Raw genomic sequence first — 12,809 nt, 5'->3', positions numbered from 1 at the left:
ACCGCGGGAGCGGGCGCTTGGCCACGAAAACTCGGAGAACGACGAATTGAGGCTGGACATGTCGTTTCAACGCTTTACAGGTACCTGGGCGCCCGGTGGGGCGAGTGTAACGTCTCATGACGGGCCCTCGGTCCCGGTGCGAGGGATCGTTACACGCTCCGCCACGGTGTCCGCGCCTGCGGACGCTCCGCCCCGGCGGACCGGTTGGCACGGTTCTTGTTAGGCCTTCTCCCGCGGGTGCAGGCCGACAGCACGCCGGAGGCAGGCGCCATGTGCATCTGTGCAGGGTACACGACGCCGCTCGAGGGTGTCACCGTCTACACCGAGCCCGAGCTACCCGAGTGGGAGGCGCTCCGCCGGTTCCTGGACGGCCGCGGGGTGCTGTACCAGGTCGTGGCCGGGTCGGACGGCGAGCGCGTGCGGCTCGCGGGGCGAGCGGACCGGCCCGTGGTCGTGATCGGGAGGAGCGTGGTCGTCGGCTTCGACGAGCCGGCGCTCATCCGTCTCCTTCCTTGAGCGGCAGCCCTGGCGGCTTGCTTCCGCTCCTTTTCCGGTCAGGAAGGGAGGGATGCCCCGGCGCGGAAGGCGGGCATCGGCAACCGGTGCGGGAGGGACCCGGGATCCACACAAACCCGAAAGGGAGGAGACCGTCGCCAATGGCCAGCCAGAAGCTGTTCGAGAACATGGTCCGCCAGGCGATGGCCGCGGTGTGGGCGGACGTCAAGAACATCAAGCAGCGCCGGGGCACGCAGTTCAAGATCACGGACGCCCAGCCCTACGTGGACGCCGTCAACCAGATGGTGCCCACCGAGGAGCAGTCGAAGGAAGTCTTCGACCTGCACATCCAGTCCGTGAACGCCCACTACGAGATCCTCAAGAGCCTGACCGAAACCGTTCGCCCGGAGGACGACCCGTTCGTCGAGCACTACCAGACGCCCGCGATCCTCGAGATCCTCTACGAGGAGGACCCGGCGTTCCGCCAGTCCGTCGAGCGCTTCATCCAGGCCATCGCCGAGGAGGAGGCCCTCATCGGGCGGGAGTCGGTGCGCCGGTACGGCGGCGTGTACGGCCCGGTGGCCGGCGTGGACTTCGCGCTGAGCCCGGGGTCGACCGCCAACGTCTTCAACGCGATCCTGAGCAAGCTCGACATCCCGAAGGTCCACAAAGAGACGATCCTCGCCTCGAAGTCGTTCGGCATGAACACCTCCTACTGCCTCGGCGAGGCCTTCCAGGGCGCGATCGAGTCCGGCAAGACGCTCGGGGAGGCCATCAAGGCCGAGATCGAGATGCTGCAGCTGATCTACGACCAGCCCATCGCCGCCCAGAACAAGCTCATGGCCTCGCACAACCTGGGCGGCCACGGCCCGCACAGCTCCTTCGACACGAACGCCTACATGCAGCAGTACAAGCAGCGGATGCGCCCCGTGGTCCAGGCCGCCCTGGCGGCGGGCGTGCACCCGGGCAACATCTGCGCGATCCCGGCGTACTGCGTCGGCGACGTGGCGCACCACAACTCCCAGTCCATGTTCAACTTCGCCCAGGACCCCATCGTCATGGCGATGCTCGAGGCCCACACCCAGGCGCTCGAGAACACGCTGAACCGGGGGCTCGAGAAGGGCTTCAACAACGAGTACGGGGTCCTGTCGCTGGCCACCGGCACGGGCGCCGCGCTGCTCGCCTACGAGCTGCTGCGCGACGCCATGCCGATCCCGAGCTTCGTCCAGCTCCTCGTGGACCGCTACCACAACCTGGTCGCCATGAACCCCGGCCGCGGCGCCGTGGCCGAGCTGCACAACGTGGACATGATCATGTCGCTGCACCGCGGCTGGCGGATCCTCAAGCCGAAGCCCATGGGCGGCGGCGGGGAGATCGGCGGCGTGCCCGTCGACTTCCGCCCGCTCGACGAGCACGAGATCCTCGCCAACCCGCACCGCTGGACGTACCCCGGCTGCGCGATCACGCAGCGGGCGGCGGCGATCATGAAGCTGTCCGACTTCCCGTGCCTGCTCACGAGCGAGCCCGTGACCGCCACGCTGCTCACCCACGTCGCCGCGCTCCACAAGGAGACCGCGATCGCCCCGCTCCGCATCGACAAGGACTGGGGCGTCACCGACTACCGCATCACGAACATGGGCCTCGTGCGGGGGTTCGGCGCCAACCCCAGGAGCGGCTACGACGGCTACGCCGTGCCGGTTCACAGCTGATCGGACGGAACGGAGGGGCGGCGGGGGCGCCCCGTCCCGGCGGGGCGCCCTCCCGGCCCGGCACGTCCCCCACGTCCTTCGGGGGAGGAGGCACGAACATGAGCCTGAGCAGGCGCCTGTGGGCGGAGCTCATCGGCACCTGGGTGCTGGTCCTGGTGGGCTGCGGTGCGGTCACGGCGACGGTCACGGCGAGCAAGGCGGGGGCGGCGAACATCGGCGTCGGCGCCCTGTTCGCCATCGCCATGACCTTCGGGATCGCCGTGACGACGATGATCTACGCCATCGGGCACATCTCCGGGTGCCACATCAACCCGGCGGTCAGCGTGGCCCTGGCGCTGACCGGCCGGATGTCCTGGTCCGAGGCGATCGCCTACGTGGTCGCGCAGCTCGCCGGCGCGACGGGCGGTGCGCTGACCCTCTGGGCCGTATTCGGCTCGAAGGCGGTGGGTGCCCTGGGTGCCCCGGCCGTGGGAGCCGGCTACACCGCGGTGCAGGCCTACCTGGCCGAGGCGGTCGGTACCTTCGTCCTGGTCTTTACCATCTTCGGGACCGCCGTCGACGGGCGGGCGCCCAAGGGCTGGGCAGGACTGGCCATCGGCCTGGTGGTGGCCGGGGTCATCGTCGCGATGGGCAGCGTCTCCGGACAGGGCATCAATCCTGCCCGTAGCTTCGGACCCTACCTGGTCGAGACGTTGGCCGGCGGGTCCGTGAACTGGGTGGACTTTCTCCTGGGTTACACGCTGGCCCCGCTGATCGGGGGCGGGGCGGCGGCCTTCGCGTACGACGCCCTCGCCGGGACCCGCGCGGCAGAGCCCGCGCAGCAGGCGGCCCCGGCCGACTGACGTGCCGCCTGCCGTCCCGGCTCGCCGCCGGGACGGCGGGGGCTCCGGCCGCCGGGGCCCGGGCGGGGGGTGCCGGGCCCCCGCCCGCGCTCCCGGGGCGCGGCCGGTCGACAACACGGCCGATCCACAGGGGGTGGCGCCGTGCCGGACCGGGTGGTCCCGAACGCGGTCTGCACGTTCTGCGGTTGCGTGTGCGACGATATCGAGCTCACCGTCGAGGGGGACCGCATCACCCGGGCGAAGAACGCCTGCGTTCTCGGGGTGGCGTGGTTCCAGAACCACCCGGCGGGACGCCACGCGCCGGACGCGCGGATCGGGGGCGAGCCGGCCTCGCTCGACGCGGCGGTGGAGGAGGCCGCCCGGATTCTCGCCGGAGCCCGCTACCCGCTCATCTTCGGCCTCAGCAACACCACGTCCGAGGCCCAGCGGGAGGCGGTTCGGCTGGCGGACGTGACCGGCGCCTGCATCGACACGACGACCTCGGTCTGCCACGGGCCGACCGAGCTCGCCCTCCAGGCGGTGGGGAAGCCGGCGGCCACCCTGGGGGAGGTCCGCAACCGGGCCGACCTCATCGTGTACTGGGGCTGCAACCCGGCCGAGGGCCACCCGCGGCACTTCACCCGGTACACGCTGACCCCCCGGGGCCGCTTCGTCCCCGAAGGCCGCAAGGGCCGGTACATGGTGCTCGTCGACGTGCGCCGGACGGCCAGCGCCCGGGCCGCGGACGAGTTCATCCAGATCCGCCCCGGCAAGGACTTCGAGCTGATCGCCGTGCTGCGGGCGCTCGTCCGGGGCCGTCCGGTGGACGTCGCCCGGGCGGAGGCCACCGGCGTGCCGCTGGAGCGCGCCCGGTCCCTCGCCGAGCGGATGAAGAAGGCCCGCTTCGGCGTGATCTTCTTCGGCATGGGCATCTCGATGACGCGGGGCAAGCAGCTGAACTCCGCCGCGCTCCTGACCCTGGCGGCCGACCTCAACCAGTACACCCGCTTCCTCGCCATGCCCCTCCGGGGCCACGGCAACGTGACCGGGGCCGACACCGTGCTCACCTGGCAGACGGGCTATCCCTTCGCGGTGAACTTCAGCCGGGGCTACCCACGCTTCGGGCCCGGGGAGTTCACCGCCGTCGACGTCCTGGTGCGCCGCGAGGCGGACGCCGCCCTGATCCTCGCCTCCGACCCGGCGGCCAACTTCCCGGCCCCTGCCCGGGAGCACCTGGCCCGCATCCCGACCATCGTGCTCGATCCGAAGGTGAACGAGACGTCCCGGATCGCCCGGGTGCACATCACCACGGCCCCGTACGGAATCAGCGTGGGCGGAACCGTCTACCGGATGGACGAGATCCCGCTGCCGCTCCGCCCTGCCCTGCCCTCGCCCTACCCGCCGGACGAGGAGGTCGTGCGGCGCATCGCCGACCGGGTGCTGGAGCTCACCGGTCGCACGGGTTCCACGGAGGCGGGCGGAGCCGTGGCGAGCAGGGCTGCTGAGGCCGGCTAGCCCGGCCGGGGACCGGCGGATCGGTCCAGGGGGGTGATCCGATGACCGCCTCCGCCGCCGACCGAGCCACCGGGGCGGCCCGCCGGATCGAGTGGGCGACGGCTCTGGCCTGCATCCTGGAGGCCAGTGCGGAGAAGCCCGGCAACGTGACGCCCACGCGCGGCTTTGCCGACGTATCCTATCCCGACTTCGTGACCAGCGCCCTGGCCATCGCTCCGGTCATGGCGCAGGCCGTGGAGCGCCGGCCGGGACAGCTCGTCCTGGAGGCCGTCCGGGCCACCCGACGGGTGGTCCAGGCGAACACGAACCTGGGCATCGTGCTGCTGCTGGCACCCCTTGCCCGGGCGTACGCCCGGGCCGCGGGGCGTCCGGGGGCCGATCCCGACCCGGCGACGCTCCGGCGGGCGACGGAGGAGGTTCTGGGCGAGCTCACGGTGGACGACGCCCGGCTGGCCTACGAAGCCATCCGCCTCGCGGCGCCGGGCGGGCTCGGGGCTGCCCCCGATCACGACGTGCGGGAAGAGCCGCAGGTCAACCTGAGGGAAGCCATGGCCGCAGCCGCAGGGCGGGACCACGTCGCGGGGGAATACGCGACCGGCTACGGGCTCACCTTCGACCGGGTGCTACCGGCCCTGGAGGACGCGCTGGCGGCGGGCCTCGAGGTGCGGCAGGCGGTGGCCGAGGCGTTCCTCCGGGTGCTCGCCACCACGCCGGATACCCTGATCGCCCGCAAATTGGGCCCGTCGGCGGCGGCAGAGGTGTCCGAGCGTGCCCGCTGGGTCCTCGTCGCCGGCGGCGTCCGCACCCGGCGGGGGCGGGCAGCCATGCGGTCTCTCGACCGGTTCCTGCGAGACCCGGCCAACCGCCGGAACCCCGGGACCACCGCCGACCTGGTCGCGGCGGGGCTTTTCGTCCACCTGGTCCTCGGGCGGAGCGCCCGGCTCCATCCCCCTGTCCCTTCGCCTCGGCTGGCTGTCGGGGAGGTGCTCCCGAGATGAGCACGGCCGCTGGGTTCCCGGTTCCGGGGCGCATGGCCACGCCGGGGCCGGATGAGGAGCCGGGTCGCGTCGCGGCCGCCCGCAACTCGCTGCGCGTGGAGGCCGCGAGCCGCCACGTGCGAGGCATCCACGCGAGCACCGAGTCCATGAGCGCCTCGCTCGCCGAGACGCGGGCTGCGGCGGAAGCGGCGGCCCAGTCGGCGGGAGAGGGGGCCGGGGTGGCGGCCCGGATGCGGGACGTGACCGCCGAAGGGTACGAGGTGGCGGCCAAGGCCCTCTCCGCCATGTCGAAGATCCAGGACCGGGTGAGCGGCCTGGTCGGGGGCGTGGGGCGGCTGATCGCCCACGCGCAGCAAATCACCCGGGTGAGTGGCTTCGTCCAGGGTATCGCCCGCCAGATCCACCTCCTGGCGCTGAACGCTACCATCGAGGCGGCCCGGGCGGGAGCACAAGGGCGGGGATTCGCCGTGGTCGCCGAGGAGGTACGCAAGCTGGCCGAGGGTACGCTGAACGCCGTTGAGGAGACCGCAGGGGCGGAGGGCTAGCGCCGCCCGGAGGAGGTCGGGTCCGGTTGCGGGTGCTCCTGGCGGAGTACGCGACGGGCGGGGGGCTGCCGGGAGGGCCGCTGGAGGCGGGGCTCCTGGCCGAGGGTCTCGCCATGCTCACCGCACTCCTGGCCGACTTTGCCCGGTCGGAGGGATACGAGCTGCTGAGCCTCGTCGACTGCCGCACGGACCGGGACTCCGCCCGCCGCCTGCGTTCCGCGGCGCCCGGGGCCCGCATCGAGGCGATCGAACCCGGGCAGCTCCGCGAGGAGCTGGCGGAGCGGATCCTCTGGGCTGATGCCGCTCTGGTGGTGGCGCCGGAGACGGCCGGCGTACTGGCCGATCTCACGGCGGTGATCGAAAGGGCCGGAAAGCTGAACCTCGGCTCGAGCGCCGCCGCGGCGGCTCTGGCAGGGGACAAGCTCCTCACCTTCCAGCGACTCGCGGACGCCAAGTTGCCGGTTCCACCGTGCCTGGAGCTGGCGCCAGGCGACCCGCTGCCACCCCCGGGCTGGTCGCTCCCGGTCGTGGTCAAGCCGCGCGACGGCTGCGGGGCCGAGGGCGTGCGGCTGGTCCGGGAGGCCGGGCGGTGGGAGGGCGAGGCGGGCTACGTGGTGCAGCCGCACATCCGCGGCAAGCACGCGAGTGCTTCGCTCCTCGTCTCCCGGGGGCGGGCCGTGGCGCTCAGCCTGAACGCCCAGCACGTCCGCGTCTCCGCCGGTCGGTACGTGTACCTGGGCGGGCGGGTGCCGCTGGCGCACCCGCTGGCGGAGCGGGCGCTGGCGGTGGCCTGCCGGGCCGCGGAGGCCATCCCGGGGCTCGGCGGGTACGTGGGCGTGGACCTGGTGCTGAGCGGGGGGGAGGCGTACGTGATCGAGGTCAACCCCCGACTGACGACGGCCGTCGTGGGGCTGCGGGAGGTACTCCCCTGGAACCTGGCGGACCTCCTGGTGGGGGCTGCCAGGGGCGAGCTGCCCGCGGCGCCGCCGGCGCTGGCGGGGTCCGTCGCCTTCCGGAAGGACGGCCGCCTCCGGGTGCGGCGCGCGCCCGCCGGCTCGCCCGTGGGGGACGTGGAGCCGTGACCGCGCTGATCGGCTGGGACATCGGCGGGGCGAACGTCAAGGCGGCCCGCCTGGCCGTCGACCCGGCGGGACCGGGCCGGCCGGGCTCGGTCCGGGTCGAGCGGAGCGTCTCCGTGCCCTTCGCTCTGTGGCGCGATCCCGGCCGCCTGCCGGCGGTCCTCGCCGGCTTGGCGGCCGAGCTCGGCCGGGCGGACGCCCACGCGGTGACCATGACCGCGGAGCTCGCCGACGTGTTCCCCACCCGGCGCGAAGGCGTGCTGGCGGTCCTGGCGGCGGTGGAGGAGGCGCTCGGCCCCGGCGCTCCGATCCACGTCTGGACGACCCGGGGCCGCTTCTGCTCGCCCCCCGAGGCGCGCGGGCGCCCCCTGGAGGCGGCGGCCGCCAACTGGGTGGCGACCGCCGCCTGGCTGGCCGGACAGGTCCCCGCGTGCCTCCTGGTGGACGTGGGCAGCACCACCGCGGACATCATTCCCATCGTGGGCGGGCGGGTGGCGGCGGCGGGGTGGGACGACCCCTCCCGGCTGGCGACCGGCGAGCTCGTCTACACGGGGGTGCTGCGCACGCCGGTGGCGACCCTGGCGGACGCCGTGCCGATCGGCGGGCGCTGGGCCCGGCTCGCCGCCGAGACGTTCGCCGTGACGGGGGACGTGCACGTCGCCCTGGGGCACCTGGCCCCGGAGGCGTACGCGGGGGAGACCCCCGACGGCCGGGGGCGCGACCGGCGCAGCTGCCTCGCCCGTCTGGCCCGGGCGGTGTGCGCCGACCTGGAGACGCTTGCGGAGGCCCAGGTCCTCGTCGCCGCCCGGTTCCTCGCGCAGGCCCAGGCGCACCGCATCGCCGCGGCCGTCCTGCAGGTGCTCTCCCGGCTTGCCGGCCGTGACGGCGCGGCAGGCCCGCTGCCGGTAATCGGGACGGGCCTGGGGCGCTTCCTGGCCCGGGACGTCGCGGGCTGGCTCGGCCTGCCGTACCGGGACCTCGACGACCTCCTCGCCGCGGGGGAGCAAGCGCCGGAGGGCGGGGCCCTCGCCCGGGGACAGGCGGCACCCGCCGCGGCGGTGGCGGCGCTCCTGGCGCAGCACCTGGCGGGCGGTGCGAGGCGCCCGGATCGGGCGGTGACGGGGCCGTGACCGCCCCGGGCGCGCCCGACGGCTCCTTCCGGGCGGTGGTGAAGGTCGGCGGCAGCCTGGCCGCCGACCCCCGCACCGTGCGGGAGCTCGTGGCCGCCCTGGCCGCGCTGGCCACCCGGGTGGCGCTCCTCGTGGTGCCGGGCGGGGGGCCCTTCGCCGACGCCGTCCGGGAGGCGGACGGCCGCCACGGGCTCGGCGAGGTCGCCGCGCACCGGATGGCGCTCCTGGCGATGGACCAGTACGGCCTCCTCCTGGCCGACCGGGCGGCGGGCGCGGTGGCGGTGCCTTCGGTCGGCGACGCCCGCGCCGCCGCCGCGGCGGGCCGGCTGCCGGTCCTGCTGCCCTCCGCCGTGCTCTGGGGGGTCGATCCCCTGGAGAACTCGTGGCGGGTCACCTCCGACTCGCTGGCGGCCTGGCTGGCCGGGGCGACGGGCACGCCGGCCCTCGTGCTGGTCAAGTCCACGGACGGGCCGGGGGCGGCGATGAGCGCGGGGGAGGCGGCGCGGCGGGGGCTGGTCGACCCGGCGCTGCCGGTGGTCCTCCCGCCCCACGTGGAGGCGTGGCTGGTGAACGGGAGGCGACCCCGGGAGGTGATCGCCCTGCTCGAGGGGGGCGGCGGCGCGGGGACCCGCCTCGTGAAGGACGGGGCGGCGCGGGACCCCGTCGATGCGCGGCGGATGGGGTGAGGCCATGATCCTGAAGGGGCAGGTGGCCGTCGTCACCGGGGCGTCGAGCGGAATCGGCCGGGCGATCGCCCTGGCGTTCGCCCGGGCGGGCGCCGCCGTGGCGGTGAACTACCGCCGGTCGGAGGCGGCAGCCGCGGAGGTGGTGGACGCAGCCCGGGCCGCCGGGGCCGACGCGGTGGCGGTCCGGGCCGACGTGGGCGAGCCGGCGGACGCCCATCGCCTGGTGGCGGCGGCCCTCGCACGCTGGGGGAGGATCGACGTCTGGGTGAACAACGCCGGGGCGGACATCCTCACCGGCGACGCCCCCCGCCTGCCGGAGCTCGACAAGCTGGAGATGCTCTGGCGCACCGACGTGCGGGGCACCTTCCTCTGCTGCCGGGCCGTGGCACCGGTGATGCGCCGCCAGGGTGAGGGCCTCATCCTGAACATGGGCTGGGACCACGTCGAGGCGGGGATGGCCGGGCCGGAGGCGGAGCTCTACGCCGCCGCCAAGGGGGCGGTCTGGGCCTTCAGCCGGTCGCTGGCCCGGAGCCTGGCCCCGCACGTGCGGGTGAACGTGCTGGCCCCGGGGTGGATCGAGACCCGGTTCGGGCAGGAGATGGACCGGGACACGTACAGCCGGATCGCCCGCTCGACCCCGCTGGGGCGCTGGGGGACCCCCGAGGACGTGGCGGAGGCCGCGGTGTTCCTCGCCTCGCCGGGGGCGCGGTTCATCACCGGGCAGGCCATCGTGGTGAACGGCGGGACCGTCATGCGGTGAGGGGAGGGGACGGGATGCAGCGGATCCTCTGCGTGACCGGCACCCTGGCCGAGCGCGCCCTCCGGGCCACCCTGGCCGACCTCGCGGGGGAGGCCGAGTGGGAGGTGCAGGTCCTTCCCATCACCGTCGCCTCCCTGATGACCACCGAGTGGATGGCACCCCGCCTCACGGTGCCGCCGGGGACGGACCGTGTCCTCATCCCGGGGCTGTGCCGGGGCGACGTGGGCGCGCTGTCCGCCCGCCTCGGGGTGCCGGTCGAGCGGGGGCCGGCCGACCTCAAGGACCTGCCCGAGTTCTTCGGCCGCCGGAGGCGCCTCGTGGGTTACGGCGAGTACAGCGCGCTCCTCTTCGCCGAGGTCCAGTCGGCCCCCGAGTTACCCTGGGAGCGCCTGCTCGCGCAGGCGGAGTACTACCGGGCCAGCGGGGCGGACGTGGTCGACCTGGGCTGCGTGCCCGGACGGCGGTGGGACGGGATCGGCCGCGCCGTCTCGTCCCTCCGCGAGCGGGGCTTCCGGGTGAGCGTCGACACCTTTGACCCGTGGGAGATGCGCGAGGGCGTGGCGGCGGGGGCGGAGTACGTGCTCAGCGTGACGCCGTCGACCGTTCACCTGGCGCGGGACCTGCGCGGCGCCACCGTGGTCGTGGTCCCGGACTCCGACCCGCCCGCAGACCCGGCCCTGGACGGGCTCGCCCGCGCCGTGGAGCGCCTCCGGGACTGGGACATCCCCTTCATCCTCGATCCCCTCCTGGCTCCCATCAACTTCGGCTTCGCCGCGTCCCTCCACCGCTACGTCGAGTGCCGACGCCGCTTCCCCGACGCCCCCATGATGCTGGGGGCGCACCACCTGACGGAGCTCCTCGACGCCGACAGCACCGGCGTGAACGCCGTGATCATGGGCTTCGCGCAGGAGCTGGGGATCGGCCACATCCTCACCACCGAGGTGATCCCGTGGGCGCGGGGGTGCGTGCGGGAGCTCGACCGCGCCCGGCGGCTCATGCACTTCAGCCACCGCCGGGGGGTCCTGCCCAAGCACCTGGACGACTCGCTCCTGGCGCTGAAGGACCGCCGCCCGGCCGACTACACGGAGGACGAGATCCGGGCCTTCCACGCCCAGGTGCGCGACCCGAACTTCCGCATCTTCACGGACGGGCTGTACATCTACGCCTTCAACGCCCGCACCTTCGTGCGCGGGACCGACCCGGCGGCCATCTTCCGGGAGCTCAACGTGAGCGACGCCGGCCACGCCTTCTACCTGGGCCGGGAGCTGGAGCGGGCGGCGATCGCCCTGCGGCTCGGGAAGCGGTACCGGCAGGAGCAGCCCCTGCGGTTCGGGTATCTCACGCCCGGGGAGGAGGGCGCGGCGGCGCCCGACGACACGGCCCCGCGGGAGGCGGCAGGATGATCCTCGAGTGCATCGTGACCACCCGGAGCCCCGCCGGGTGCATCAACGTCGCCCCCATGGGGGTGGTGCCGCGGGGGGACGCCATGGTCCTCCGGCCGTTCCGGGACACGACGACCTACCGCAACCTCGTGGCCACCCGCCAGGCGGTGGTGAACAGCACGGACGACGCCTGCCTTTTCGCCCACGCGGCGCTGGGCGACGTCCGCCCCCCGTTCGTGCCGGCCCGGCGGGTGCACGGGGCCATCCTGGCCGGGGCGTGCCGGTACTGGGAGGTGGAGGTGGAGTCGATCGACGGGACGCCCGACCGTGCGGAGATCTTGTGCCGTGTGGTCGCCGAGGGACGCCTCCGGGACTTCATCGGGTTCAACCGGGCCCGTCACGCCCTCCTGGAAGCGACGATCCTGGCCACGCGGCTGCACGTCCTGCCGCCCGCCGAGGTCGTGGCGGAGCTGGAGCGCCTGGCGCTGATCGTCCGCAAGACGGGCGACCCGCCCGAACTGGAGGCCATGGCCTTCGTCCGGGACTACGTCGAGCGGTGGCTCGCCCGGGCCGGCGTCGCCGGAGGCAGCGAGAGGTGACGCCCGTGTGGCGGCCGTGGGACCGGGACCTCATCCGCAGCGTCGACGGGCTGTACTTCACCGTCTACGGCTACGAGCACCCGCCCGGCGGGGCGGCGTGCTTCCTCCAGTACGTCCCGGTCCCCGGCGATCCGGGCCGGGGGGCCAAGCCCATGGATTACCCCCACGGCGGGGCGGTCGTGGAGACGACCCGCTGGCTCGCCGAGCACTACCCCCACTACGTCCGGCCGGGGCGGGGCAGCCCGCTCCCGGTGGTGCCGGCCGGGCGGGTCGGCGCCTACTTCCGGCCGGCTGAAGGGCTCGCCGGGATCCGCCGCCGCGGGCCCCGGGACGCGCTGGAGGAGACGCTCCTGGAGTTCACGGACCTCCTGGCCCGGGCGGCCGGGATTCCCCCGGAGCGCCTCGGGATCACGGGCTCGCTGCTCCTCGGCGTCCACGACCCGGCGACCTCCGACATGGACCTCGCGATCTACGGGCGCGAGCAGGCCCTTCGCGCCCGGGAGGCCATCGTGGGCGGGTGCTTGCCGCACGTCACCCGCGTCCCGCCGGAACACCGGGCCCGCTGGCTCCGCCGCATGACGGTCCACCACCCGCACAGCCCGGCGGAGGCCCTGTACCTCATCGAGCGGCGCTGGCACTACGGGTACTACCGGGGGCGGGAGTTCAGCCTGAAGGCGGTCCGCGACCCCGCCGGTCCGCCCCCGCCGGTGCCTGGCCCGGGCCGCGCGCTCGGGCGGGTGCGGGTCCGGGGCACCGTCGCCGATGCGGCTGACGGCTGCTTCACGCCGGCCCTGTACCGGCTCCGTGATCTCGAGTGGGCCGGCGGCGCCCCCGCGGGCCTGGCGCCGGACGCCGACCTCCCCGTCTGGTCCTTCGAGGCGCTGTACTCGTGGGCGTTCGACCCGGGGCAGCGGGTCGAGGTCGACGGCGTGCTCGAGGAAGCGCTGGCCCCCGACACGGGCGGCGCCGGCCCCGCGGACCGCGCCGGCTCGCCGGGCTCTCGCCTGCGCGTGCTCGTCGGCACCGCCGGGGGGGCCGGCAGGGACGGGATGCGGCCGCTGTGAGGCGCCCGGTGGGCCCGCCGCATCGG

Annotated in this window: 13 protein-coding genes; all 13 read left to right on the top strand. The window is 74.4% G+C overall.

Annotated elements, in window-relative coordinates; genetic code table 11:
* Positions 1-270: 270 nt before the first annotated feature.
* The 13 genes from caldi_RS07500 (at position 271) to caldi_RS07440 (ending at position 12,783) form a co-directional block, all read left to right on the top strand.
* Positions 271-516: a hypothetical protein gene (locus caldi_RS07500; RefSeq protein WP_264844477.1), complete on the top strand. Its 246-nt coding sequence runs from the start codon at positions 271-273 to the stop codon at positions 514-516.
* A 140-nt stretch (positions 517-656) separates the two neighbouring features.
* On the top strand, positions 657-2,204 hold the full coding sequence (locus caldi_RS07495) for a DUF2193 domain-containing protein (protein ID WP_264844476.1): 1,548 nt from the start codon (positions 657-659) through the stop codon (positions 2,202-2,204).
* Positions 2,205-2,302: 98 nt separating this feature from the next.
* Positions 2,303-3,046: an MIP/aquaporin family protein gene (locus tag caldi_RS07490; protein WP_264844475.1), complete on the top strand. Its 744-nt coding sequence runs from the start codon at positions 2,303-2,305 to the stop codon at positions 3,044-3,046.
* 141 nt (positions 3,047-3,187) lie between these two features.
* Positions 3,188-4,540, top strand: coding sequence for a formylmethanofuran dehydrogenase subunit B (locus tag caldi_RS07485; RefSeq protein WP_264844474.1), 1,353 nt, complete (start codon positions 3,188-3,190; stop codon positions 4,538-4,540).
* 41 nt (positions 4,541-4,581) lie between these two features.
* Positions 4,582-5,538 carry a triphosphoribosyl-dephospho-CoA synthase gene (locus caldi_RS07480; protein WP_264844473.1) on the top strand — a complete coding sequence of 319 codons (957 nt, stop codon included), beginning with the start codon at positions 4,582-4,584 and terminating at the stop codon, positions 5,536-5,538.
* Complete coding sequence (locus caldi_RS17625; RefSeq protein ID WP_319951806.1) at positions 5,535-6,083, top strand: methyl-accepting chemotaxis protein; 549 nt, start codon at positions 5,535-5,537, stop codon at positions 6,081-6,083. The genes caldi_RS07480 and caldi_RS17625 overlap by 4 nt, the downstream gene beginning before the upstream one ends.
* 32 nt (positions 6,084-6,115) lie before the next feature.
* Positions 6,116-7,165, top strand: coding sequence for an ATP-grasp domain-containing protein (locus caldi_RS07470; protein ID WP_264844752.1), 1,050 nt, complete (start codon positions 6,116-6,118; stop codon positions 7,163-7,165).
* Positions 7,162-8,292, top strand: a complete 1,131-nt coding sequence (locus caldi_RS07465; RefSeq protein ID WP_264844472.1) for a hydantoinase/oxoprolinase family protein — start codon at positions 7,162-7,164, stop codon at positions 8,290-8,292. Before caldi_RS07470 ends, caldi_RS07465 begins: the two co-directional genes overlap by 4 nt.
* Positions 8,289-8,978, top strand: a complete 690-nt coding sequence (locus caldi_RS07460) for an amino acid kinase family protein (protein ID WP_264844471.1) — start codon at positions 8,289-8,291, stop codon at positions 8,976-8,978. Before caldi_RS07465 ends, caldi_RS07460 begins: the two co-directional genes overlap by 4 nt.
* A 4-nt stretch (positions 8,979-8,982) precedes the next feature.
* Entirely contained in the window at positions 8,983-9,738 is a 756-nt protein-coding gene (locus caldi_RS07455) for an SDR family NAD(P)-dependent oxidoreductase (RefSeq protein ID WP_264844470.1), read from the top strand.
* 14 nt (positions 9,739-9,752) lie between these two features.
* A complete protein-coding gene (locus caldi_RS07450; RefSeq protein WP_264844469.1) occupies positions 9,753-11,141 on the top strand; it encodes a DUF6513 domain-containing protein in 1,389 nt (462 codons plus the stop codon).
* The gene (locus tag caldi_RS07445) at positions 11,138-11,719 is read left to right on the top strand and encodes a DUF447 domain-containing protein (protein WP_264844468.1); all 582 of its coding nucleotides are present in this window, start codon (positions 11,138-11,140) and stop codon (positions 11,717-11,719) included. The genes caldi_RS07450 and caldi_RS07445 overlap by 4 nt, the downstream gene beginning before the upstream one ends.
* Complete coding sequence (locus tag caldi_RS07440) at positions 11,716-12,783, top strand: hypothetical protein (protein WP_264844467.1); 1,068 nt, start codon at positions 11,716-11,718, stop codon at positions 12,781-12,783. Before caldi_RS07445 ends, caldi_RS07440 begins: the two co-directional genes overlap by 4 nt.
* Positions 12,784-12,809: the final 26 nt, after the last annotated feature.

The organism is Caldinitratiruptor microaerophilus, from assembly GCF_025999835.1.
Lineage (GTDB): Bacteria > Bacillota > Sulfobacillia > Symbiobacteriales > ZC4RG38 > Caldinitratiruptor > Caldinitratiruptor microaerophilus.
This window is presented reverse-complemented; position numbering and strand designations above follow the sequence as displayed.

Coding starts and splice junctions, on each gene's coding strand:
- caldi_RS07500 (WP_264844477.1), top strand. CDS start 271: ATGTGCATCTGTGCAGGGTACACGACGCCGCTCGAGGGTGTCACCGTC.
- caldi_RS07495 (WP_264844476.1), top strand. CDS start 657: ATGGCCAGCCAGAAGCTGTTCGAGAACATGGTCCGCCAGGCGATGGCC.
- caldi_RS07490 (WP_264844475.1), top strand. CDS start 2,303: ATGAGCCTGAGCAGGCGCCTGTGGGCGGAGCTCATCGGCACCTGGGTG.
- caldi_RS07480 (WP_264844473.1), top strand. CDS start 4,582: ATGACCGCCTCCGCCGCCGACCGAGCCACCGGGGCGGCCCGCCGGATC.
- caldi_RS17625 (WP_319951806.1), top strand. CDS start 5,535: ATGAGCACGGCCGCTGGGTTCCCGGTTCCGGGGCGCATGGCCACGCCG.
- caldi_RS07455 (WP_264844470.1), top strand. CDS start 8,983: ATGATCCTGAAGGGGCAGGTGGCCGTCGTCACCGGGGCGTCGAGCGGA.
- caldi_RS07450 (WP_264844469.1), top strand. CDS start 9,753: ATGCAGCGGATCCTCTGCGTGACCGGCACCCTGGCCGAGCGCGCCCTC.
- caldi_RS07445 (WP_264844468.1), top strand. CDS start 11,138: ATGATCCTCGAGTGCATCGTGACCACCCGGAGCCCCGCCGGGTGCATC.